The sequence below is a fragment of the Vaginella massiliensis genome, from assembly GCF_900089075.1.
Lineage (GTDB): Bacteria > Bacteroidota > Bacteroidia > Flavobacteriales > Weeksellaceae > Weeksella > Weeksella massiliensis_A.
The window spans coordinates 534,328-556,741 of record NZ_LT593746.1 but is presented as its reverse complement, the minus strand read 5'-3'; the positions used below and the strand labels follow the sequence as shown (position 1 = coordinate 556,741).

General features: G+C 38.6%; 21 protein-coding genes. 14 read left to right on the top strand and 7 right to left on the bottom strand.

Annotated elements, in window-relative coordinates; translation table 11 throughout:
- Positions 1-36 precede the first annotated feature (36 nt).
- The 3 genes from BN8061_RS03835 to rpiB all read right to left on the bottom strand — a co-directional run bounded on the left by BN8061_RS03835 (position 37) and on the right by rpiB (position 3,522).
- Complete coding sequence (locus BN8061_RS03835) at positions 37-717, bottom strand: LysE family translocator (protein WP_068596657.1); 681 nt, start codon at positions 715-717, stop codon at positions 37-39.
- A gap of 28 nt (positions 718-745) precedes the next feature.
- Positions 746-2,902 (bottom strand): ribonuclease R, encoded by a 2,157-nt coding sequence (rnr, locus tag BN8061_RS03830; protein WP_068596655.1) that lies wholly within the window; start codon positions 2,900-2,902, stop codon positions 746-748.
- 185 nt (positions 2,903-3,087) lie between these two features.
- The gene (gene rpiB, locus BN8061_RS03825) at positions 3,088-3,522 is read right to left on the bottom strand and encodes a ribose 5-phosphate isomerase B (protein ID WP_068596653.1); all 435 of its coding nucleotides are present in this window, start codon (positions 3,520-3,522) and stop codon (positions 3,088-3,090) included.
- 545 nt (positions 3,523-4,067) lie between these two features.
- On the opposite strand from rpiB, the gene BN8061_RS03820 reads away from it, so the two are divergent.
- Positions 4,068-5,258, top strand: a complete 1,191-nt coding sequence (locus BN8061_RS03820) for a phosphoglycerate kinase (protein ID WP_068596652.1) — start codon at positions 4,068-4,070, stop codon at positions 5,256-5,258.
- A 52-nt stretch (positions 5,259-5,310) separates the two neighbouring features.
- Here BN8061_RS03820 and BN8061_RS03815 read toward each other — a convergent pair whose 3' ends face one another.
- On the bottom strand, positions 5,311-5,664 hold the full coding sequence (locus BN8061_RS03815; RefSeq protein WP_068596650.1) for a Spy/CpxP family protein refolding chaperone: 354 nt from the start codon (positions 5,662-5,664) through the stop codon (positions 5,311-5,313).
- A gap of 253 nt (positions 5,665-5,917) precedes the next feature.
- Between BN8061_RS03815 and BN8061_RS03810 the strand changes: the two genes are divergently transcribed.
- The 9 genes from BN8061_RS03810 to BN8061_RS11850 all read left to right on the top strand — a co-directional run bounded on the left by BN8061_RS03810 (position 5,918) and on the right by BN8061_RS11850 (position 14,336).
- Complete coding sequence (locus tag BN8061_RS03810; protein ID WP_068596648.1) at positions 5,918-6,901, top strand: AAA family ATPase; 984 nt, start codon at positions 5,918-5,920, stop codon at positions 6,899-6,901.
- A gap of 6 nt (positions 6,902-6,907) precedes the next feature.
- Positions 6,908-7,780 carry a DUF58 domain-containing protein gene (locus BN8061_RS03805; RefSeq protein WP_068596647.1) on the top strand — a complete coding sequence of 291 codons (873 nt, stop codon included), beginning with the start codon at positions 6,908-6,910 and terminating at the stop codon, positions 7,778-7,780.
- Positions 7,781-7,783: 3 nt separating this feature from the next.
- On the top strand, positions 7,784-8,746 hold the full coding sequence (locus tag BN8061_RS03800; protein ID WP_068596645.1) for a BatD family protein: 963 nt from the start codon (positions 7,784-7,786) through the stop codon (positions 8,744-8,746).
- Positions 8,746-9,762, top strand: a complete 1,017-nt coding sequence (locus BN8061_RS03795) for a vWA domain-containing protein (protein ID WP_068596643.1) — start codon at positions 8,746-8,748, stop codon at positions 9,760-9,762. The genes BN8061_RS03800 and BN8061_RS03795 overlap by 1 nt, the downstream gene beginning before the upstream one ends.
- Entirely contained in the window at positions 9,762-10,772 is a 1,011-nt protein-coding gene (locus BN8061_RS03790; protein WP_068596641.1) for a VWA domain-containing protein, read from the top strand. Before BN8061_RS03795 ends, BN8061_RS03790 begins: the two co-directional genes overlap by 1 nt.
- 89 nt (positions 10,773-10,861) lie before the next feature.
- The gene (locus tag BN8061_RS03785) at positions 10,862-11,635 is read left to right on the top strand and encodes a tetratricopeptide repeat protein (RefSeq protein ID WP_235802681.1); all 774 of its coding nucleotides are present in this window, start codon (positions 10,862-10,864) and stop codon (positions 11,633-11,635) included.
- Positions 11,635-13,401 (top strand): BatD family protein, encoded by a 1,767-nt coding sequence (locus BN8061_RS03780; RefSeq protein ID WP_068596637.1) that lies wholly within the window; start codon positions 11,635-11,637, stop codon positions 13,399-13,401. The genes BN8061_RS03785 and BN8061_RS03780 overlap by 1 nt, the downstream gene beginning before the upstream one ends.
- A 129-nt stretch (positions 13,402-13,530) precedes the next feature.
- Positions 13,531-14,133 carry a MarC family protein gene (locus BN8061_RS03775; RefSeq protein WP_068596635.1) on the top strand — a complete coding sequence of 201 codons (603 nt, stop codon included), beginning with the start codon at positions 13,531-13,533 and terminating at the stop codon, positions 14,131-14,133.
- Positions 14,133-14,336: a hypothetical protein gene (locus tag BN8061_RS11850; RefSeq protein ID WP_154662244.1), complete on the top strand. Its 204-nt coding sequence runs from the start codon at positions 14,133-14,135 to the stop codon at positions 14,334-14,336. The genes BN8061_RS03775 and BN8061_RS11850 overlap by 1 nt, the downstream gene beginning before the upstream one ends.
- Here the strand turns inward: BN8061_RS11850 and rnpA are convergent.
- Complete coding sequence (gene rnpA, locus BN8061_RS03770; RefSeq protein WP_068596633.1) at positions 14,287-14,676, bottom strand: ribonuclease P protein component; 390 nt, start codon at positions 14,674-14,676, stop codon at positions 14,287-14,289. The two genes, BN8061_RS11850 and rnpA, sit on opposite strands and share 50 nt — an antisense overlap.
- A gap of 87 nt (positions 14,677-14,763) precedes the next feature.
- Here rnpA and BN8061_RS03765 point away from each other — a divergent pair, with 87 nt between their 5' ends.
- Positions 14,764-15,174, top strand: a complete 411-nt coding sequence (locus BN8061_RS03765) for a BrxA/BrxB family bacilliredoxin (protein WP_068596631.1) — start codon at positions 14,764-14,766, stop codon at positions 15,172-15,174.
- A 137-nt stretch (positions 15,175-15,311) separates the two neighbouring features.
- Here BN8061_RS03765 and BN8061_RS03760 read toward each other — a convergent pair whose 3' ends face one another.
- Complete coding sequence (locus BN8061_RS03760) at positions 15,312-16,841, bottom strand: IS1182 family transposase (RefSeq protein WP_068596629.1); 1,530 nt, start codon at positions 16,839-16,841, stop codon at positions 15,312-15,314.
- Between the two features lie 165 nt (positions 16,842-17,006).
- Here BN8061_RS03760 and BN8061_RS03755 point away from each other — a divergent pair, with 165 nt between their 5' ends.
- The 3 genes from BN8061_RS03755 to BN8061_RS03745 all read left to right on the top strand — a co-directional run bounded on the left by BN8061_RS03755 (position 17,007) and on the right by BN8061_RS03745 (position 20,838).
- Positions 17,007-17,918 (top strand): T9SS type A sorting domain-containing protein, encoded by a 912-nt coding sequence (locus BN8061_RS03755; protein WP_068596627.1) that lies wholly within the window; start codon positions 17,007-17,009, stop codon positions 17,916-17,918.
- Between the two features lie 109 nt (positions 17,919-18,027).
- The gene (locus BN8061_RS03750; protein ID WP_068597911.1) at positions 18,028-19,026 is read left to right on the top strand and encodes an aspartate-semialdehyde dehydrogenase; all 999 of its coding nucleotides are present in this window, start codon (positions 18,028-18,030) and stop codon (positions 19,024-19,026) included.
- 213 nt (positions 19,027-19,239) lie between these two features.
- On the top strand, positions 19,240-20,838 hold the full coding sequence (locus tag BN8061_RS03745) for a S8 family peptidase (RefSeq protein ID WP_068596624.1): 1,599 nt from the start codon (positions 19,240-19,242) through the stop codon (positions 20,836-20,838).
- 159 nt (positions 20,839-20,997) lie between these two features.
- Here the strand turns inward: BN8061_RS03745 and BN8061_RS03740 are convergent, their stop codons facing one another.
- Positions 20,998-22,401: a DUF5689 domain-containing protein gene (locus BN8061_RS03740; protein WP_068596622.1), complete on the bottom strand. Its 1,404-nt coding sequence runs from the start codon at positions 22,399-22,401 to the stop codon at positions 20,998-21,000.
- Between the last annotated feature and the right edge of the window lie 13 nt (positions 22,402-22,414).

Sequence of the window (22,414 nt, the reverse complement as noted above, 5' to 3'; positions counted from 1 at the left end):
AAAAAAACATTTAGAATCTAAATCAAATTAAAGCCTTTAGAGATTCTGCTCGATATTCAATTTATTTTCGATTTTCTTATCAATTCCTTGGAAGAATCCAAAGCCTTTCAAACCGATGATGATTCCGAAAATCAGCAAACAGATCCCAACGATTTTTCTGATCACGAAGACTTTCTGATCGGTAATTCGGGATTTGAGTTTGGCTGCTAAGAAAATTTTGATGAGGTCTATGCTAAAAAATGTTCCTAATACTATACCCATATAGAGCATAAAATGCGATGGATCTGGATATTTGAGGATAATGGAAGAAACGATAACAAACCAAAAAACAATTACCCCGACATTCAACAAATTCATCACAAATCCGTTGAAAAACGTGCGCAAATAATTGCGACTAATCACTCCTGCTTCATCGCTCAAATGCAATACTGGCTTGGAAAAATACATAAAAAAACCATAGACCACCACAAAGAAACCTGCGATGATGTAAATTTGGTAATATTTGGGGTGCGTGGCAACGTAATCGGTGAAATCCTTGGATCCGAAATAGGCAGCGGCAATGCACAAAACATCTGCAGTAATTACTCCCAAATCGAGTACAACCGCCGAACGCCAACCTTTGTTGAGGCTGGTATCGACCAACAAGAAAAAGACAGGTCCTATTAAAAATAGACTTAAAATAATTCCGATTAATATTGCTGATAAGACTAATTCCATAACCTAAAGGCTTGCAAGTTATGAAATTCTAATCAACTAATAAATCAAAGTCTAATTGTTTCTTGAGCAAATCGGCAGATCTTAATCTTACTGTAACCCGATCGCCTAGCTGAAGCTTGTTTCCTGTGCTACGACCGACCAAAGCATGATTTTTTTCATCAAAATAATAATAATCACCCTCGATGTTGCGTGTTCGAATCAAGCCTTCGCTTCTAGTCAAAGGCAACTCTACAAAAATGCCATACTCCTGCACACCCGAGATAAAACCTTCGAAAGTCTCGCCAACAAATGGCAGCATGTATTTTACTTGCATGAATTTGATCGATTCTCGTTCGGCTTCTGAAGCCAACTTCTCTCGAGCTGAGCAGTGCAAGCATTTGTCTTCGTAGATTGTCTGAGCTGGAGAACTCTTTTTGTCTAAATAATCTTGCAACAAACGATGCGCCAACATATCGGGATAACGACGAATAGGCGATGTAAAATGGGTATAATAATCGAATGCCAAACCATAGTGCCCAATGTTGTCGGTAGAATATTTAGCTTTCGACATCGAACGCATTGCCAAAGTTTCGACCATATTTTCTTCGGGTTTACCTTTTACATCAGCCAAAAGTTTGTTCAGTGATTTGATGGTTTTCTTACGATCACCCAATTCGAGGTCATAACCAAATTGCCAAACCAAATTTTTCAGATCGATCAGTTTATCAGAATCGGGATCATCGTGTATACGATAGATATACGTTTTGTTGGATTCTTTTCCATTTTCTAAACTCACAAATTCTGACACTTTTCGGTTGCAAAGCAACATGAATTCCTCGATCAAATGATTGGCATCTTTACTGATTTTGAAGTATACTCCCGTTGGATTATGGTTTTCATCTAAATCGAATTTCACTTCTATTTTATCGAAATTAATAGCGCCTTCTTTCAATCTATTGCGACGTAATTTTTTCGCCAAACGATCGAGCGCTAATATTTCTTCTTTGAAGTCACCCTCTGCTCCTTCTATGATGACCTGAGCTTCGTCATACGTAAAACGACGATTGGAATGGGTAACCGTTCTACCAAACCATGATTTGATAACTTTGGCTTGATCGTTCATTTCGAAAACAGCAGAAAAGGTAAATTTATCTTCATTTGGACGTAGCGAACAGGCAACGTTACTCAAAATTTCGGGCAACATTGGCACCACACGGTCTACCAAATACACCGATGTAGCGCGTTTGTATGCTTCTTGATCGATCAACATCCCCGGACGTACATAGTGGGTAACATCGGCAATGTGAACACCGATTTCCCAATTTCCGTTTTCTAATTTTTGTATCGACAGGGCATCATCAAAATCTTTTGCATCTTTTGGATCTATGGTAAATGTGGTTACCGCTCGCATATCGCGACGTTTGCTTGCCTCTGCTTCATCGATGCGTGTATCGATATTGTTGGCTTCTGCTATAACTTCTGCTGGGAAATCTTCTGGTAAACCGTATTCTAGCAATATGGCGTGCATTTCTACATTAGAATCTTTAGGATTACCCAAAACTTCTCGTACATAACCTATTGGCGAATCGTCGTTTTCTGGCCAATCGATCAGTTCGACTACTACTTTATCGCCATTTTTGGCGTTCATAGATTTACCTTTTGGGATGTAGAAATCTTTAGAATTTCCACCTTGCATCGCGACAAAGCCGTAAGTGCCTGTTTTGTGTTCTTCGTAGATGCCCGTGTATTGGGTCTTTAGTCGCTGTACGATTTCGACTACTTCGCCTTCTCTCCTACTGTGCGGTTTTGGCGGAAATAGATACAGACGAACTTTATCGCCTTGCATGGCATTTTTGGTTTTGCCTTTCGGTACGTAGATGTCCTTCTCCGATCCTTCGACCAAAACATAAGCGCTTCCGCTTTGGGTAATGTCTATCGTACCCAAAACATAATCTCGCTCTACATTGTTCAGTTTGTATTTTCCTTTTTCAGATTCTACAATTTTTTTTTCCTTTGCCAAAATGTAGAGGTTTTTGATAAGAATTTCTCTATCAATTCTATTTTCCAATTTCAACGCAGAAGCTATTTGTTTGTAATTGAGCGGTTTATTTGGATTTTTGAACAAGACTTCTATGATTTGTTTAGAAAATTTCTGAAGCTTGTTTTGGTGATTAGAATTATTTTTGAATTTTTTCTTTTTCGACATATTCTAAATTATAGTTGAATAAACTGCTGTTTTTTTTTTGATTATATCAAAAGTAAATCATAAAACCAACAGCAAAAGTAGCACAGCTAAAATTGAGCCATTCACAAAATCGCTATTTTACCATACAAAGGTAACCGATAAGACTGCTCGATCTAAAATAAAATTCGAATTTTATAAAAATTCTTTTAGCTGCAAGATATTTTATCGACTCTGTTTTGATGTCTTCCTCCTTCGAATGGAGTATTGATAAAAATTTCTACAATTTCGAATGCATAATCTTTGGCAATAAATCGAGCGGGTAAGGTAAGCATATTGGCATCATTATGTTGTCTTGCCAATTTTGCAATATCGGTCATCCAACAAAGCGCAGCACGTACACCTTGGTGTTTGTTTGCGGTCATGGTTACTCCTTGTGCGCTTCCGCAGATAAGAATTCCGAAAGTGTATTCTTTGTTTTCAACAGCCAAAGCCGTAGGATGAGCAAAATCTGGATAATCAACACTAGCTGTTGAAAACGTTCCAAAATCTTTATACTCAATATTTTTTGATGTTAATAAATCTTTAATTTTTTCTTTCAATTCGAATCCAGCATGATCTGCGCCAATTGCAATTTTCATCATTTTATAGTTTTTAACAGCTATTTTTTTCAAAAATAGGTATTCTATTCTGAATCAACACCTTTATATTTTGAAAATATTGTTAATAATTAACCCATGAAAATTGATAAGTTGAGGAACAATAAATTTTGAAAATCGAAAAATATTTTCAGATAGATAAGTATTTGAATTTTGCAAGAAGAAAATTTCAATTCGTAACAAAAACTTTACACACACATCTCCACAAAAATAAACAACGCCTTCATTCACAATCCAACATAAAATCACGATTTTAACAAATGTTGATAACCATGTTAACCTGCTCATACCAAACAAAATATTTTTTTTACAAACTGTTGATAAAGCTTCATAATTATATCACTTCTCCAGTTATCAACATATCAACAGGCTTAATAAGGGTAATATATATTCTTTTTTTAAAAATTTTAAAAATTAAATACTTATTAAACTATATTCACGGTTGATAACTCCTAAAATTAATTCCTGCAGACTGAAAATCTTTGGTTATTTTTGTTACACATAAAAACAAACTAGAAAAGCAAAACCAAATGAAAACAATTGATGATTTCAACTTCGAAGGAAAAAAAGCCTTGATTCGTGTAGACTTCAATGTTCCACAAGACGAAAACCTCAAGGTGACAGACGATACCCGAATTGTAGCAGCAAAACCGACCATCGAAAAAATCTTGAACAACGGTGGAAGTATAATTCTGATGAGTCATCTTGGAAGACCAAAAGGCAAATTCAACGACACCTTTTCTTTGAAGCATATTGTGTACAAAATAGAAGAAATTTTGGGTAAAAAAGTACAATTTGCATCGGATGTGATTGGCGAAGACGCCAAAGAAAAAGTGAAAGCATTGCAAGCTGGTGATATTTTGTTGTTAGAAAATGTGCGTTTTCATGAAGAAGAAGAAAAAGGCGATGTAGAATTTGCAAAACAATTGGCTTCTTACGGTGATATTTATGTAAACGATGCATTTGGTACAGCTCACCGTGCGCATGCCTCAACAGCAATTGTAGCCCATTATTTTCCAGAAAATAAAGCATTTGGTTATTTGATGAAACAAGAATTAGAAGCCATCGACAAAGTGTTGAAAACTGGACAACATCCTATTACAGCAATTCTTGGTGGCGCAAAAGTTTCGTCTAAAATCACCATTATCGACCATATTTTACCCGTTATCGACAACCTGATCATTGGCGGTGGAATGACCTATACTTTTGTAAAAGCCAAAGGAGGTAAAATCGGAAATTCTCTGGTAGAAGACGACAAATTGGATTTGGCAAACGAAATATTAGCCGCTTGCGAAAAAAACAATGTAAAAGTTTATCTGCCTGTAGATAACATAATTGCAGACGCTTTCAGCAACGATGCTGCTACACAAATTGTGGCAGTAGACCAGATACCAGATGATTGGATGGGAATGGATGTAGGACCCGAAACAGCTAAAATCTTTGATGAAGTCATCAACAAATCGAAGACCATTTTGTGGAATGGACCACTGGGTGTATTCGAAATGCAAAATTTCTCGAAAGGTACAATTGCGCTAGGCGATTCGATTGCCGAGGCAACCAAAAACGGAGCTTTTTCGTTGGTTGGTGGCGGCGATTCGGTGGCTTTTGTAAAATCGTTTGGTTACGAAGACAAAGTAAGCTATGTCTCGACGGGAGGCGGAGCTATGCTCGAAAGTTTGGAAGGAAAAGAATTGCCAGGCGTGGCCGCCATATTGAAATAAAAAAAGAGCTCAACCGAGCTCTTTTTTTATTTTGTAGCTTTTACCGATCTACTCATCTGCTTTTTCTGCAAAAAATTTCGTATTGCGTTGGCGTTAAAATTTCTTGAATTTCGTTCGATTTCTTAGCTTCAATTTTAGTTTTTCTTTCTGCAGCCTTGGCATCAAACACCTGATTTTTACTCATTTCTGCTCTATTTTTTCTAAAATCTTCACGCTCAGCTTGTTTTTTCTGATAAAGCTCAACCAACTTTTGGCGTTGTTGCTCATCAATATCCAATCCATCAAATTTTTGCATGAATTGCTCTTGCGTCATCCGCGGATTAATGTCTTGTCTGTGCGCTCTTTCTGTTTGAGCCGAAACACTCAACGCCATGGCGATTGCTACTAAGGTGATTATTTTTTTCATTTTTATTTCATTTGATTATACCTTAACTTTACAACTAATATACCATTGCAACGGTAAGAAATGATAAAAAATGTTAAATCATTCAGAATCATTAGAATGAATCCCTCAGAAACCCGAAAAAGAGTAGGAAAATTCGATCGAAATGATCTTTAACAAAGTTTAACAAAACGTCAATAAAGATTTAGTTGATATTGTTGCAATTGGATGAAATTTTTAAAGAAATTTGACCTAACCTTAATTAACGATACTCGAATTGGAAATACAAGAACTTAACCAGCTGATAGAGGCGAAAAGCGAAATCATCCATCGACTTGCTAGCGAAATCAACACAACCATTATTGGACAAGAAAAAATGATCGAAAGTTTGTTGATCGGACTTTTGGGTAATGGTCATATTCTCTTGGAGGGAGTGCCTGGTTTGGCAAAAACACTGGCGATCAAAACCTTGGCAGATGCCGTAGATGGCAGCTTTTCTCGTATACAGTTTACACCCGATCTCTTACCAGCCGATGTGGTTGGAACCTTGATTTACAATGTAAAAGAAAATGATTTTACGATAAAAAAAGGACCAATTTTTGCCAATTTCGTTCTCGCCGATGAAATCAATCGCTCACCAGCAAAAGTACAATCGGCTTTGTTAGAAGCCATGCAAGAAAAACAAGTGACAATTGGCGACGAAACCTATTCGCTGGATCATCCGTTTTTGGTTTTGGCAACCCAAAATCCAGTGGAGCAAGAAGGGACTTATCCTCTACCAGAAGCTCAGATGGATCGTTTTATGATGAAAACGGTAATTTCGTATCCGTCTTTACAAGCCGAACAAATGATTTTACGTCATGCCATCAATCAAACTTTTCCGTCGGTAAACAAAGTCATCAGTTTGCAAGAAATTTTAGAAGCTCGCGAAATGGTGAAAAAAGTGTACATGGATGAGAAAATCGAAAAATATATACTCGAAATTGTGTTTGCAACACGATTTCCCGATAATGTAGGCTTGACAAAAATGAATTCGATGATTTCGTACGGATCATCGCCACGCGGATCCATCAACTTGGCACAAGCAGCCAAAGTTTACGCTTACCTCAGACGTAGAGCCTTTGTAATACCAGACGATGTACGAGCTGTTGCAAAAGACGTTTTGCGTCATAGAATAGGCATCACTTACGAAGCCGAAGCCGAAAATGTGACACCAGAAGAAATCATCGATACTATACTGAATATAATTCCGGTTCCATAAAACAGCATGGATGCAAATGAAATCATCAAACGTGTAAAACGTATTGAGATCAAAAGTCGTCGAAAAGCGTCTGATCTTTTCATGGGCGAATACAACAGTTCGTTCAAAGGAAGAGGTATGATTTTTTCGGAAATTAGACCCTATCAATACGGCGATGATGTTCGGAATATAGATTGGAACAAAACCGCAAGATATGATGAAGTTTTTGTAAAAGTTTTCGAAGAAGAACGCGAACAAACCCTCTATCTCATGGTCGATATTTCTGCATCTGAATATTATGGCACACGCAAACAAACCAAAATAGAAACCATTGCCGAGCTGTGTGCTACACTCGCTTTTTCTGCCATCACCTACAACGATCGGGTCAGTTTGGTTCTATATACAGATCGTATCGAAAAATTTATCCCACCCAAAAAGGGAAAACAACACGTTTTGCGCATCATTCGAGAATTGATTGCGACAGAAGCGCAAAACAAAGGCACTAATTTGCAACAATCGTTAGAAGAATTTCTGAAAAAAACAAAACGCAGAAGCAACGTCTTCATTTTTTCTGATTATATTGACGCTTCGGATTACGAAAAAAATTTTCGAATTTTAGCTAAAAAACACGATGTTACTGGGATACGCATCTATGACGAAAAAGAGGGTACTTTCCCAGATGTGGGCATGTTGCATTTACAAGACAACGAAACAGGCGAAATACGCATGGTGAACACCTCATCGCCCGAAGTTCGCCAGCAATATGCCTACTATTTTGCAGAATTGGATCGTCGATTTCATGCCATATTCAAAAAAAATAATGCCGGAAGTTTATCCATCAGAAATGATGAAGATTACATCAAACCTTTGTTGAATTATTTCAAAGCGAAACGAAACTAATACATGAAAAAATTGAGTTTTTTATACTTGCTTTTTTTTGCTCAACTTTTGGTTTTCGCACAAGTCGAATCCTCGATAGAACCCACGCAAATCAAAATAGGAGAGCCTATTCGCTTAACCTATCAACTACCCTTTTCTGATTCCGATAAAATTCAAATTCCAAGCATTCAAGACACCCTATCTTATCACATCGAAGTGTTGGAGCAAAAACTCGACACTATCAAGCGTGACGGAAGTTCGAAATTAGAACTGAAATTGAGGGTTACCAGCTACGAAGCCGGTAGATTTCTTATCAAACCGCTCGCCTTTGTCGTGAACCAAGATACCGTCCGATCTGCCTCCTACCAAATCATAGTGCACGACGTAATCGTAGACGAAAAAAATCCGCAACTAGCAGATAATAAACCCATTATGCTAGAAGATTATACCTTAGACGATTATTGGAAAAAATATTGGATTTACGGTATTGTTGCACTTTTGTTGTTGCTGATTGCAATTGTTTTGGTCATTCTCTACATCAGATCGAAAAGCAAAGGTCTGAATAAACAACTGATCAAAACACCTTTCGAAGAAATGATGGACGAGCTGAAATCAATCGATAAAAAGAAATACTTACAACGAGGCGAACAAAAGGAATATTATTCCCGCCTTTCTCTAGCTTTGAAACATTATATAGGGCGAGTTTATCATTTTTCTGCAAAAGAATTATTGTCGGATGAAGTAGTCGACGCATTGGTCAAAAAAGAAGAGTTGAAAAACGAAGAAATCCAAACGCTGAAGCAATTTTTGTACGATGCCGATTTGGTAAAATTTGCCAAACAAACCCTGCCCGAAGAAAAAAATACGAGCTATCGAAAATGGGTAGAAGACTTTGTAAATTACATAAAACCCATCGATATACCCCAAAACCCCGAAACAAATTTGGATAGCGTGACGGGAGAAAACTATAGAAAAATAAAAGATTAATGACAAATTTCGAATTTCAGAATCCTTGGTTCCTTTTCGGGTTGATTTTGATTCCTATGGTGATTTATTGGCAAATAAAACAAAGGAAGAAAACTCGCCCTGCCATGAAAATTGGCACGTTACGAGCTTTCGGAAATTCGAAAAATACGCTGTATCGCTTGGCTCCTCTGCTCAATGTGATCCGCATGCTGGCACTTGCCTTGTGTATGGTAGCATTGGCCAGGCCTCGCATTGTAGACGTTTCGACCAAAATAAAATCAGACAAAGGAGTCGACATTATCTTAGCTGTCGATACCTCGCTGAGTATGTTGGCAAGAGACCTGCAACCTGACAGAATCACCGCCCTGAAAGATGTCGCCATAAAGTTTTCTGCTGGTAGAGACACAGACAGAATAGGTTTGGTCGCTTATTCTGGTGAGGCCCTTACCCGCGTGCCCTTGACTACCGATCGCGAGATATTGTTTAGAGAAATCAACGCCTTGCAAACTGGCGAATTGGAAGATGGGACAGCAATAGGCGTTGGATTGGCAACCGCTGTTAACCACCTCAAAGACAGTAAAGCAGTGAGTAAAGTAATCATCCTCCTTACCGATGGCGTAGAAAGTATAGATCCGACCAATGATTTGCTCTATATCTCGCCAAAAACAGCTGCAGATTTAGCTGCTTCTAGAGGGATCAAAGTTTACACCATAGGCGTGGGAACCAACGGTTTAGCGCCTTTCCCTACGGGTTACGATATGCTGGGCAATTATTTCTTCGAGATGTTGCCCGTTGATATCGACGAACCACTGTTGCAAAATATTGCAGATGTTACAGGAGGTCTATATTTCAGAGCGACAAATAACAATTCACTTTCTAAAATCTACGATGAAATAGATCGCTTAGAAAAGTCAGAAATCAACGAAATCAAGTATTACAATTATACCGAATTGTTTGCTCGTTTTCTTTTTCCGGCGATGATATTGCTGTTGCTCGAACTTGTTTTACGTCGAACCCTTTTTAAACAATTGGTCTAATGCAGTGGGGAGCTTTACATAATGCTTGGTGGCTTTTGGCTTTGGTAATGATCATTTATTTGTCTTATCGTGTGTACCAATGGCGAGAAACTGTGCGAAAAACCTTTGCCGATGCTCATCTTTTCGAATTTGTCTTTCCTTACAGTTTGCCAAAAAAATTTGGTCTGAAGCTGATTTTATCTTGCATTGCCTTATTTTTTATCATTCTCGCACTCATGGACCCTTTAGCTGGAACAGAAGAAAAAGAAGTTTCACGAGAAGGAATCGATATCGTCTACGTCTTGGACGTCTCGACCAGTATGGATGCCGAAGATATTGCACCATCTCGCCTGCTAAAAGCTTCTCGTGTCATCAGCGAATCGTTGAATACCTTGGGCGGGGACCGCGCATCTTTGATTGTTTTTGCAGCCGATTCTTATACCATTTCACCTCTAACCAACGATTATGCCGCCATTGATACCTATCTTGCCACCATTTCGACCAAAATCATCTCCAACCAAGGAACCAATTTTCAGGTGGCTTTTGATGAAGCAGTAAAAGTGTTGAAAGGCGCTCCCAATACGAGTAAAATGATGGTTTTGTTGTCTGATGGAGAAGATAATGAAAACACGGTTACCGCTGCTGTACGATTGGCAAAAGAGAATCAGATTCATGTTGTTTCGATCGGAATCGGAACTGAAAAAGGAGGACCAATTCCAGTCGAGACCCCTTATAGCAGCGAATACAAACTCGATCGGAGCGGCGAGGTCGTGGTCACAACCCTAGAAAGCAACAATTTGAATAAATTGGCAAATCAGACCAACGGAATGTATTTGAGCGATGCGCCTACCAATGAATTGGTGAAGCAAATCAACGATTACAAATCACGATTAGACAAAACCCAAATCGCGACTTCTTCTACCCGAGACATGAAACATATTTTTCAGTGGTTTTTGGGCGTAGCAATTGTTTTACTTTTTATAGAAATCTTAACAACTGAATATAAGAATTTTAACGGAAAAAAGAGATAAGTTTGTACGATATAATGATACGCTTTTTAAATAAATTTTGTTTTATTTTTTTGGTATTGCTATCGACATTTGGTTTTGCTCAAAATCAAGTGAAGGATAACATTATCGAAGGCAACAAGCGTTTCGAAAACGGAAAATTCGATCAGGCAGAATTTTCGTACAAAAAAGCATTGGCAGAAGATCCAAATTCGGTAAAAGCGAATTACAACTTGGGCAATACCCTTTATGAACAAAAACGTTATAAAGAGAGCATTTCGCATTACAACAAAGCAGCACAATTGGCTAGAGACCAATCAGAGAAGCATCAGGCTTATCACAATATGGGAAATGCTTATATGCAAGAGAAAGATTATAAAAAAGCAGTAGAAAGTTACAAAAACGCGCTGAAAAATAATCCTTACGACGAACACACTCGGCATAATTTTGCTTTGGCAAAAAAGCTTTTGCAACAACAACAAAAAGAAGAGCAGAAAGATCAACAACAAAATCAAGACCAGCAAAACAACGAAGATCAGCCACAGAACCAAGAGCAAAATCAATCGGAACCAAATAACCAAAACAATCCAAATCAAGATTCGAAACAAGAGCCACAACAACCAGGTGATGATTCGAAACAGCAAAAAGAAAACGCGCAACAATCGCAAAGTGGAGGTGAAAATGGCAACGATAAAGGACGGGGAGAACAAGCCAATCCGCAAATAAAACAAGGCGATAGCGGCGCAGGAGCAGAACAGCAAAACGCGCACAACAATAAAGGAGAAAACATACTGAAAGCCTTACAAAACCAAGAAGCACAGACGCAACAAAAATTTATAGAAAAAAAAGCAAAAAAAACTAGAACAAACGCAACCAAAGATTGGTAATGAAATTGCAACACTACATCGCACTGTTATTCGGTTTACTTTCTACATTGGTTTGCTCTCAGAATATTACATTCAAATCAGAGGCAAGCACAGACCAAGTAAGAGTTGGTGAACAATTCAAAGTTGGATTTTATCTCATCAGCGATTCACGCTCGATTTCGGTCGATTCGCCTATTAATTTCCCCAACTTTGCAGGCTTCCATGTTTTGGGCGAAAATAGTGTGCGCAACTTTCAAGTGATCAACGGTGAAATGCAATCTTCATCTGGCGTAGAACTAGTTTTGGTTGCCGAACGAGAAGGACGATACAAAATAGGCTCGGCAAAAGTAGTGATCGACGGCAAAACCTATGCGACCAAACCCATAGATATTGTGGTAAACGAAAGACCACAAACAGCATACAATGCGCAACCCAATCGCACACAAAGTGCATTTCTGAGTTCGGAAGTATCCAAAAAAGATCCCTACGTAAACGAAGCTGTAAATTTATCGGTAAAATTGTATGCACGCGATTACAGCCTGCTCAATAGAGCAAAAAACTTCAAAGCCGCAAATTTTTCGGGTCTCGATGCAAAAGTAATCAATCAGGACGATCAAGCTGTTCGCATGAAACAAGAAATGGTAAATGGACGCGTCTACATTTCCGAAGAGATTGTGCGTTATCTTTTGTTTCCGCAAGACGCTGGGAACATCAAAATAGAACCTTTTACCTTAGACCTTATGGTTTCAGGATTTTATGGTGCAGAACCGGTTACCATAAGCAGTAATCCAGTCTATCTGAATGTAAAAAAATTACCAGCAGGCAAACCAAAAAATTTTAGTGGAGCCGTGGGCGATTTCACGATGAAAACGCAATTGAGCAAAGATAAGCTCAATCAAAACGAAACCACCAATTTTACAGTAGAAATCAATGGGACTGGAAACCTCAATCAGTTTGCCTTGCCCAACCTCAAAGGCAACGAGAATCTAGAGATTTATCCTCCAAAAAAACAAGAAAAGTTTGAAGCCACAGCGCAAGGATATACTGGTAAAATTACAGAGCGGCACATGCTCATCCCACAATATGGTGGCGAATATCATTTAGATCCCATAGAGTTTTCGTATTTCAATCCGAAATCTGGAAAATATGTAACCTTGAAATCAGAACCAATTCAATTGCAGGTAAAAGGCGACCTAGCGCCAGAAAAAGTAGACTCGACGGCAAAAGTGGGAGAAGTGAACGATTATTTGGCCAATTCGGGTAACGAAAATCAGCTGCTTCCAAAAATTACCGAAAAATTACCTGAGAAGGTAAAAGACGAATTCTTTTCGGTTGGATTTTTAGGGCTGATCGGAATTGCACTTGCGGTATTGTTTGGATTCTTGATGCTGAAAAATAATAAAAAGAAGAAAAAAAATAAATCGGTAACAGCTGTAAATCAACCCGAACAAGCTCCAAAAAAAGTGGTCAAAAAACAAAAATGGTCTTACCAAGAAGCCTTACAGACATTGCGAAATCATTTGAATGCTGATGATAAAAACTTCTTTGCGCAATTAGAGAAAATATTGATCGACCTCGCGCGACATTATACCGATTTGGATTTGGCAAATTTCACCGATTTCAGAGCAGCAGAACTCATGAAAGCGAATGGAATCGATGTCAAGCTTGTAGACGAATGGCAGACTTTACTCAACAAAGCACAACAAGCCAAATACGCACCTTCTACCGAATTTGTAGACCAAAATGCGCTGTATCTACAAACCGAAAACTTGCTGAAACGATTCTGACGCCGCCATAATTCTAAGGTTGAAAAAACATTTTTTGGATGGCTTATACAAAATTAGAAAAAAGCTGAAAGCTTAAATTTTAAATCCCAAAGAATTGATTTAAATTTGCTACAAAATCAAAACTACGTTATGCAAATTTTCGAACAGTTATCGTTATCACAAATCGGAGCCACCTTCGCCGTTTTGTTTGCTGTAATCGACATATTGGGCAGTATTCCTATCATTGTAGATATCCGCTCCAAAGTAGGACATATCCAATCGGAAAAGGCCGCTATCGCAGCGGGAGTTTTGATGATTTCTTTCTTGTTTTTCGGGACCAAAATCCTCACCTTGTTCAATGTAGACGTAGAAGCCTTCGCTGTTGCCGGTGCTTTTGTCATCTTTGTGATTGCCTTGGAAATGATCCTAGGAATCGAGATACAGAAAGGAGTAGAAGCAAATTCGGCATCCATCGTTCCCATCGCTTTCCCTTTGGTAGCTGGGGCAGGATCGTTGACCACCGTTCTCTCGCTTAGAGCTCAATATGACGACATCAACATTGTAGTTGGCATCTTGCTCAACATGATTATCGTCTATTTGGTTTTGAAGTTTGCCGGAAAATTAGAAAAAATATTAGGTCCAGCCGTTTTGAGTATTTTGAAAAAAGTTTTCGGAATCGTATTGCTTTCTATCGCGATCAAACTTTTTACAACAAACATTGGTACCTTGTTCATCAACGAATTCAATATATAATGAAAAAGATTTTATACATCACCATCCTACTTTTTGTTGCCGGCATTGCTTTTTGTCTGTACAGTATCGATTACAAATTGGGTGTAATGGCAGGCGAAAACTTACCTTTTCTTGGCGGAATTTTTGGAGGTATTTTGGGTATAATACTCAGTCTTATTTTCTTGAAAGCTGATCGACTTCAAGAGAATCTGAAATCGAAATAAGTCTTCTCAGGACTTTCTGTAAAGCCTGCTCTATGGTATCGTAAGAAGTTTTTTCTTTGCTAAGAAAGAGAAACATGAGATCGTAAGTCGTCGACTTTTCGAGTAGAATACTTTTATTCAGGCGGTAAGCCTCTCGCATACGTCTTTTGTACAGATTGCGATCTACCGCATGCTTAAAATGCTTTTTCGATACGCTTATCGCTACCCTATTCATCATCAGTTCATTTTCTCGGTAAACAATTCGGATGGGAAAATGGCTGAAGCTTTTGCCTTCGGCGAATAGTTTTTCGATCGCTTTTTTGTTTTTCAGTTTTTCTTCTTTAGGAAACGTATACGACATCCAAATTTTTTTTCAAAGGTAAGGATTCTAGGTATTATAAGAGAATATCGTAAATTTGTAATCATTAAATATAAAAAAGAGCATATTATGTATCCATCAGAAATAGTATTACCGATGAAGGAGCAACTCACTTCAAACGGTTTCGAAGATCTTTCGACAGCAGATAAAGTAGAAGAAGCATTGCAAAGACCAGGAACCACCTTGGTAGTAGTCAACAGTGTTTGTGGTTGTGCAGCAGGTGCAGCAAGACCAGGTGTCATCTTATCGTTGAACAACGACAAAGTACCCAACAACCTCACTACCGTATTTGCAGGTTACGATATAGATGCGGTAGCAAAAGCAAGAGAACATTTTGCTCCATTCCCGCCAAGTTCGCCAGCCGTGGCATTGTTCAAAGACGGTGAATTGGTGCACATGTTAGAGCGTCATCATATCGAAGGGCACTCTGCAGAAGTCATCGCAGAAAATTTGAAATCTGCTTATAACGAGTTCGTGTAAGCGTCGAATTGTTAAAATTCACAACAAAAGAAGCCGTCTCGTTTATAAAATCGGGACGGTTTTTTTATGATTAAAAAATTGAGGTCAAAAACCAACTCAATTTAATAATTTAGAAAAAGATGAGTTATTATTCTTGTTTACGCACTCATCTTTTTCAGATTATGAGCTAAAGCATGCAATCCGAACTCTAATTCCACTTTTTCAATTCCTTTTAGGGTAAATCTTTTGAAGTTTCGGTTGTGTTTGAGTTGGGCAAATGTAGGTTCGACATCAGCAGTTCTTTGTTTTCTTCTTATTTCTCCGATATCGGATGTGAGAAGTTCTCTTGCTTTTTGTTTGTGGTATTCTAATTTATGGTTCCTTTCTACTGTCCTGTTGTTTTTCCCCTTGAAGCACTGGCTTCTGAGCGGACATCCATTGCAGTTTTTAGCGCTATAACAACTATAGGTTTGCTTATATCCTGACTTTGTTTGGACTTTTCGCTCACCGCGCTTGTCCATACGTTGTCCCATCGGGCATACATAAAAATCTTGCGCTTCATTATAATAGAGTGAGTCTCGTTCAAAGGGTTTGGGATTTTTTCTTTTCTTTGATTTGCCTTGTTCTTGGTCAAAGGTGTTGAACTTTACAAAGGCTTTGATTGCTTTGTCCTCCAAAAGTTCGTAATTTTCTTCACTTCCGTATCCTGCATCTGCGGTGAGTTCTTCGGGAAGCTCATTGTAGAGTTTTTTATGGTTTTCTAAATGAGGTTTTAAAGTATGAATGTCGTTGGTGTCTTGATGTAAGGTATAGTTGACGATGATTTGGTTTTCGGTGCTGATTTGTGCATTGTAGCCGGGTTTTAATTGTCCGTTCTGCATGTGGTCGTCCTTCATGCGCATAAAGGTCGCATCGGGATCGGTTTTGCTGTAGGAGTTGCGTTCTTGTAGTAACTTTTCTTGTTCTTGGTATTTCTTTAAGTTTGGCGCAAAATTCTTTTGGATGTAACGGGATTTGGCTTTTTTCTTTGGATCGTCAGACTTTTCTTTTAGGATTCGGTTGATTTTATCTGCAGCTTGTTGGACTTTTTCAGGATCAAGTTTTTTGAACTCCGGTGGCTCGGGATCTTGGTCTTCTTCATCAGCAACGCACTGCGCGTATTGCCACATATCCTCTAATTGTTTGATCATTTTCTCCCGATTGGTCTTGATGGAATTTCCCCAGACAAAGGTGTATCTTCCAGCTACCGATTCTATTTTGGTGCCGTCTGTATAAACTCGTTTGAGACTCACTAATTTTTCTTCTGCCAAAAGCAATACCACTTGTTTGAAGATGTCTTTGAATACGGCTTTTAACTTATTGCTTCGAAATCGGGCTATCGTATTATGGTCGATGCTTTCTCTACCAGAAAGCCACATAAAGTTTATGTTCTCATTGAGGGCTTTTTCGATCTTTCTACTGGAATAAATATTGTCCATATAAGCGTAAACCATCACTTTGAGCATCATTTTAGGATGATAACTAGGATGACCTTCCCGACTGTAAGTTTCTAAAAGAGGTTTTAAGTCTATCTTCTCAACTACGTTGTTTACGATTCTTACTGGATGATTAGTCGGAATTAATTCTTCTATCGAAGGTGGAAATAACCAGTTTTGTGATTGGTTATATTCTTTAATTCTATAGTTCATTTCGCTGAAAATTAAGTAGTTAAATATAGTGAATTCTATATTAATCACCTAATAATCAATCCATTATTTATATAAAAAAACCGCCTCAGTTGTGAGACGGCTTCTTTTTGTTTACATTAGCTTTCAGTTAGTAAAAAAATTATAAAATTATAAAATCATACAATTATGAAAAAAATCTTTACACTTTTATCAGCGGTAGCATTTTCTGCTGCATTCGGGCAAATGGCTCAACTTCAGGAAGTAAAATCGAACAAAGAAATGATTGCTACTGCTCCAGCAAATGGAGTAGCAGGAGAGCATCAGTTGATTCAATATACTGATCCTAATACTAGAAATAGTTTGGTATCATGTTCAAATGCAAATGGAGTTACGAATCACTTTTCTAGACTTTTCGATTTTGCAGAATACGGTATTACAAGTGATTTCACACCAGTAAGCGTTGGTGTATACGGAAACCCACAAGGAGCAAGTAACACTGTTGAACTTGCATTTGCAGCAATTGAAGGAGACTACAATGCAGAGTCTATTTTGGCAGGATTGAATGAAGATGCGTATGGTTCAATGGGATTCGACGCTCCAGGATGGCAAGATGTTCCATTGTTTGACGAAGTTTCTTTCCCAGCAAACAAAAAATTAGCTGTTGCGGTTTCGGTACTATTAGCTTCTGACGGATCTTCGTATACTGATGGTCTTTTCTTGGGTAACAACGAAGCTCCACAAACAGGTCCATCGTACATCGGTTGGCCAGGTACAGAGTGTGTGGACGACAACCCTACAAATATCTCAGAATTAGGTTTCGAGCAATCAATGCTTTTCCATGTAAACGGTACGACTGCAGATATGGGACTTGTAGAGTTAGGATCTAATAAATTAGGTGTTTATCCTAATCCAGCATCTACAGAATTGAATGTATCTTTGGCAGACTCTAAAATCGCAAAAGTTGAAATCGCTGACGTTACAGGACGCGTAATCCCAGCTAAAGTAGACTTGAACGGTAAAGTAAACGTTTCTAATCTGTCTCAAGGTGTATATTTCTTGAGAGTAAAAGATGATAAAGGAGTTACTAGAATCCAATAATTCATCAAGAAATAATCATAAAGGATATAAAACTTTAGAAGGCCGATGATTTTCATCGGCTTTTTTTATGAAGATTATCCATATTTTTGTAAGCAAAATTATCGAGCAAATGAAAGTAGCATTAGTAGGCGCAACAGGGATGGTCGGACAAATCATGTTGCAGGTTTTAGAAGAACGAAATTTTCCCATTACAGAGCTGATTCCAGTAGCATCAGAAAAATCGATAGGGAAGAAGGTACGCTATAAAAATCGAGACTATGCTATCGTTTCTATGCAAGATGCGGTTGCAGCCAAGGCAGCGATTGCCCTATTTTCTGCGGGCGGTGAAATTTCTAAAGAATGGGCTCCTGCCTTTGCCCAGCAAGGCACCATTGTCATCGACAATTCATCTGCCTGGCGAATGGACGAAGACAAACCTTTGGTGGTGCCAGAAATCAACGCCGATGTGATTAGGAAAGAAGATAAAATCATTGCCAATCCAAATTGTTCTACCATACAATTGGTGATGGTGCTGCATCCGTTACATAAAAAATACGGTATAAAACGCGTTGTGGTATCGACCTACCAATCGGTAACAGGAACAGGCAAAGGCGCAGTACAACAATTGGAAAGCGAGATAAAAGGAGAAAAAGCAGAAAAAGTTTATCCATATCAAATTTTCAAAAATGCCTTGCCACATTGTGATTCTTTCGACGAAGAAACAGCTTACACCAAAGAAGAGCTCAAACTCACACGAGAACCAAAAAAAATAATGCAAGCAGACGAACTGCAGATTACGGCTACGGCTGTTCGCGTTCCGGTGCAAGGCGGTCATTCCGAGTCGGTGAATATCGAGTTTCAACACGATTTTGCTCTCGAAGAAGTTAGAAAAATTTTGGGCGAAACCGAAGGTGTCATCGTACAAGACAATCCCGACACCAATACCTATCCTATGGCGTTCTATTCAGAAGGTAGAGATGAGGTTTTTGTAGGACGAATTCGACGCGATTTTTCGCAACCCAACACGCTCAATTGTTGGATTGTAGCCGATAATTTGCGCAAAGGAGCAGCGACCAATGCAGTGCAGATTGCTGAATATTTGTTGAAAAGCGGAATCGTAAACGCCTAAACAACAATCCTCTTTGCCGACCTTGTTTGGCGTACGAGTTAGGATAGTTTTTTGTACTAAGGCTACAAACAGCTAGATTACACGCCATTTCAAGTTTCGAAAATTTTCGACAAAAATGCTTGCAAGCAGATCGAAGCAAAAGCATAATTTATCGATGAATTATAACTGAAAATGAGTAACTTTTCGACAAGTTAAAAAAAATCAAATTCAGTTATGAAATTATACTTTCTACTTTTTATTGCATGGCTTTGCAGCATTGCGAATGCACAAGAGTTGGTGTTTATCGAGTTTAAAGACAAGCCCTATGCATCCAGTTATTTTGCCAATCCGTTGCTGATGTTGTCACAAGATGCACTCCAGAGGCGTACAGATAGAAAAATAGAAATCGACTTGCGCGATGTGCCAATTCATCAGGCGTATAGCGAGCAGATTAAAAGTAAATTCGAGATTCTTGGATATTCGAAATGGTTGAATGGCGTAGTAGTAGAAATTACTGCCGAGTCGCAAAGAGAATGGTTGCAATCGCAAGAATTTGTTCAGCAAGTGCAGACCTTTGTCCGTAATCCGAACGCTCAACCAAAGAGCAAAATCGCATCAAAATTTTACGAAAAAGAGGATCTAAACAGTTTATTAGATTCCGATATTTTCATACAGCAACTCAATTTGCAAGCCTTGCATGAACAAGGTTTTACGGGTAAAAATGTAAAATTGGCGGTATTCGATTCAGGTTTTTGGGGTGTAGATGTCATGGACGCTTTCCAATACATTCGCGAAAACAATCGCATCCGATACACATACGATTTTGTACAAAAAACACAGCAAATTTACGCCCACAATACGCACACCCACGGGACCATGGTTTTGAGCAATATATCAGCCAAAACAGCAAGCTATACAGGCACTGGTTACGATACAGATTTGTACCTTTTTCGCACCGAATATGCGCCAGCCGAAACGCCGCTCGAAATGGTGTATTGGGTAATGGCAGCCGAACGAGCAGATAGCTTAGGAGTAGCTATCATCAATTCGTCGTTGGGGTATTATGATTTCGATGATCCGCGGTACAATTATACTCACGCAGAGCTAGACGGCAACACTGCCTACATTACCAAAGGAGCAAATGTTGCGGTAGAAAAAGGAATTATTGTGGTGAATGCTGTGGGCAACGAACGCGCTAACGCTTGGGGTAAAATGAATTTTCCTGCAGATAGCAATGGAGTTTTGGCAATTGGTGCGGTCTTTGACGATGGCTTCGTTACCGGATTTTCTTCTTACGGACCTACTGCAGATAACCGCATAAAGCCTGAGCTGATGGCTATGGGAGGTAACGTTCCGCTGTACAATTATTATTTTGGAGATTACTTTACTACGGCGAGTGGAACGTCGTTTTCTTCGCCCATTATTGCAGGAGCAATCGCAAGTTTGATTCAAGGAAAAAGTGAATTTACGGTAGACCAATTGAAATCGATTTTGTTCCGTTCGGCAGATCGTTACACCAATCCGGATAATGATTATGGGTACGGAATTCCCGATTTTGCGAAAGCAAAGCAGTATTTAGACGAAGATCTTTCGATTCAAACCTCTAATAAACAAACCGTTCTATTATACCCAAACCCTACCAAAGCACAACTGCATATAAAATCGAATGCTGTGGTAGAAAAGGTTGAAGTCATCGATATGAAAGGGCAAATCATCAGAAAGTTTTACCAAAATGATGCTGTTTCTCTGCAAGGAATTACGCAAGGCGTTTATTTGGTGAAAGTTTATTTTTCTGATGGGGAAACCATCACACAAAAAGTGCTGAAAGAATAGGATGGAAGCAGTACAGAATAGGTAGAATTTTTACGATTACCGTAAGTTATTTTGGACTATAAATAGTTTCAAAAAGGGTTGGGAAGTTTGGTTTAAAGTCCTACTAAAAAAAAACCTTCAAGCGAAGCTTGAAGGTTTTTTTGTGAGCATCAAAAATAATTATTCTACTTTGATGTTATCGATATGGATGTCGTATTTCGTTCCAGAGCCTGCTTTTAATGCAAATAAGTCTCCAGAAGTATTTAATGTATTTCCGCTAATATTAAGCGTAACCATTACCCATTGACCGTTGGTATTTACAGCACCTGTGTACTGATTATTACTCGAAGTTTGTAGGGTAACATTGTTGCTAGTCGACAATTCGCCTAAATTGTAGTAAATAGTACCAGCAGTAGTGTATACATTGAACGATAATGATTTTGCAGCACTACCTTTTACCCAAAGTGTAATTCTAGTTGGGTTTGCAGGTACTGTAACAGAACCAGCTTTGGCTGTAAACACATAAGGGTTTGTGCTACCAGTTTGACCATTCAAATAGAAAGAATTAGAACCATCTCGACCAGTTCCTTGCCCTTGTACTGCTAATCCATTACTTAGACCATAACTATTCAACTGAGCCAAGAAATCGCTCCAGTTTTCGAAATCTGAACCTTTGAACAATAAGTCTTTTGCTTCGGTATTGTTGTTTCCGCCTCCGTTGCTGTCGAAACGAGGTTGATCAAAATTAACGTCTGTTTCTGGATCGCTAATGAATACTTGGTAAGAATTTCTGAAGATCGAAACCAATACGGTGATCGATCCAGATTGTGTTGGCAGTGGATTTGCTCGCCAAGAAGCGTAACCACTATTTCGTAAATCAACTGTTCTTCCTACTTTGTCTACCAAAACTCTATTCAGTGTCGCTTGTGCACTAGACGTATCGCCGTAGGTAAGGTCTGTTTCTGGACTTTGGAATTGTACATTGTGAATCGTTACCAAGGTGTTGATGTTTTCTGGTTTCAAAGCTTCATTCAAGCTGTTGAACTCTCTTGGAACGATTGGAGTAGCCGCCTCACAGGTCTTTTTTACATTGTTTTCTGCCAATGCTTCGGTCATTCGACCAACACGAGTTTCGGCGTTGTTTCCTGTACCAGAAGTGTAAGGAGATCCAACTTTCAATACCCCTCTATCCATTCCGGCATGTAAGCCTTTCAAGTTAACTTGTACTTTACTGTTTTTAGGGTATTTTGTGTATAGATTATACGCGTCGATTTCTATTTGTACCCCTTTTGTTGGGTTTTCTGGTGAATCTTGAATAGAAATGGTTTTGAAGAAATTTCCTGTTTCGTCTGATGTGATAACGTAACCTTCGATGATTTTATCTTCTGTAAACTCAACAATGTTGTTTTGAGCTGTAGAAGCGTTTACCATATCGTACAATTCTCCCAAAGTGGTGTTGGTTACCATACCGGTACAACCTTCTGTTGGTGGCAAAGCAAACTCATCATCCTTCACACAAGAATTGATGAATATTAATCCACAAGCTAAACTTAGGGTAGTTAAAAAATGTTTTAAATTATTCATGTTGTTTTTGTTT

Coding starts and splice junctions, on each gene's coding strand:
- rpiB (WP_068596653.1), bottom strand. CDS start 3,522: ATGATGAAAATTGCAATTGGCGCAGATCATGCTGGATTCGAATTGAAA.
- BN8061_RS03740 (WP_068596622.1), bottom strand. CDS start 22,401: ATGAATAATTTAAAACATTTTTTAACTACCCTAAGTTTAGCTTGTGGA.
- BN8061_RS03760 (WP_068596629.1), bottom strand. CDS start 16,841: ATGAACTATAGAATTAAAGAATATAACCAATCACAAAACTGGTTATTT.
- BN8061_RS03815 (WP_068596650.1), bottom strand. CDS start 5,664: ATGAAAAAAATAATCACCTTAGTAGCAATCGCCATGGCGTTGAGTGTT.
- BN8061_RS03795 (WP_068596643.1), top strand. CDS start 8,746: ATGACAAATTTCGAATTTCAGAATCCTTGGTTCCTTTTCGGGTTGATT.
- BN8061_RS03835 (WP_068596657.1), bottom strand. CDS start 717: ATGGAATTAGTCTTATCAGCAATATTAATCGGAATTATTTTAAGTCTA.
- BN8061_RS03775 (WP_068596635.1), top strand. CDS start 13,531: ATGCAAATTTTCGAACAGTTATCGTTATCACAAATCGGAGCCACCTTC.
- BN8061_RS03790 (WP_068596641.1), top strand. CDS start 9,762: ATGCAGTGGGGAGCTTTACATAATGCTTGGTGGCTTTTGGCTTTGGTA.
- BN8061_RS11850 (WP_154662244.1), top strand. CDS start 14,133: ATGAAAAAGATTTTATACATCACCATCCTACTTTTTGTTGCCGGCATT.
- BN8061_RS03750 (WP_068597911.1), top strand. CDS start 18,028: ATGAAAGTAGCATTAGTAGGCGCAACAGGGATGGTCGGACAAATCATG.
- BN8061_RS03780 (WP_068596637.1), top strand. CDS start 11,635: ATGAAATTGCAACACTACATCGCACTGTTATTCGGTTTACTTTCTACA.
- rnpA (WP_068596633.1), bottom strand. CDS start 14,676: ATGTCGTATACGTTTCCTAAAGAAGAAAAACTGAAAAACAAAAAAGCG.
- BN8061_RS03805 (WP_068596647.1), top strand. CDS start 6,908: ATGGATGCAAATGAAATCATCAAACGTGTAAAACGTATTGAGATCAAA.
- BN8061_RS03745 (WP_068596624.1), top strand. CDS start 19,240: ATGAAATTATACTTTCTACTTTTTATTGCATGGCTTTGCAGCATTGCG.
- BN8061_RS03765 (WP_068596631.1), top strand. CDS start 14,764: ATGTATCCATCAGAAATAGTATTACCGATGAAGGAGCAACTCACTTCA.
- BN8061_RS03800 (WP_068596645.1), top strand. CDS start 7,784: ATGAAAAAATTGAGTTTTTTATACTTGCTTTTTTTTGCTCAACTTTTG.
- BN8061_RS03820 (WP_068596652.1), top strand. CDS start 4,068: ATGAAAACAATTGATGATTTCAACTTCGAAGGAAAAAAAGCCTTGATT.
- rnr (WP_068596655.1), bottom strand. CDS start 2,902: ATGTCGAAAAAGAAAAAATTCAAAAATAATTCTAATCACCAAAACAAG.
- BN8061_RS03755 (WP_068596627.1), top strand. CDS start 17,007: ATGAAAAAAATCTTTACACTTTTATCAGCGGTAGCATTTTCTGCTGCA.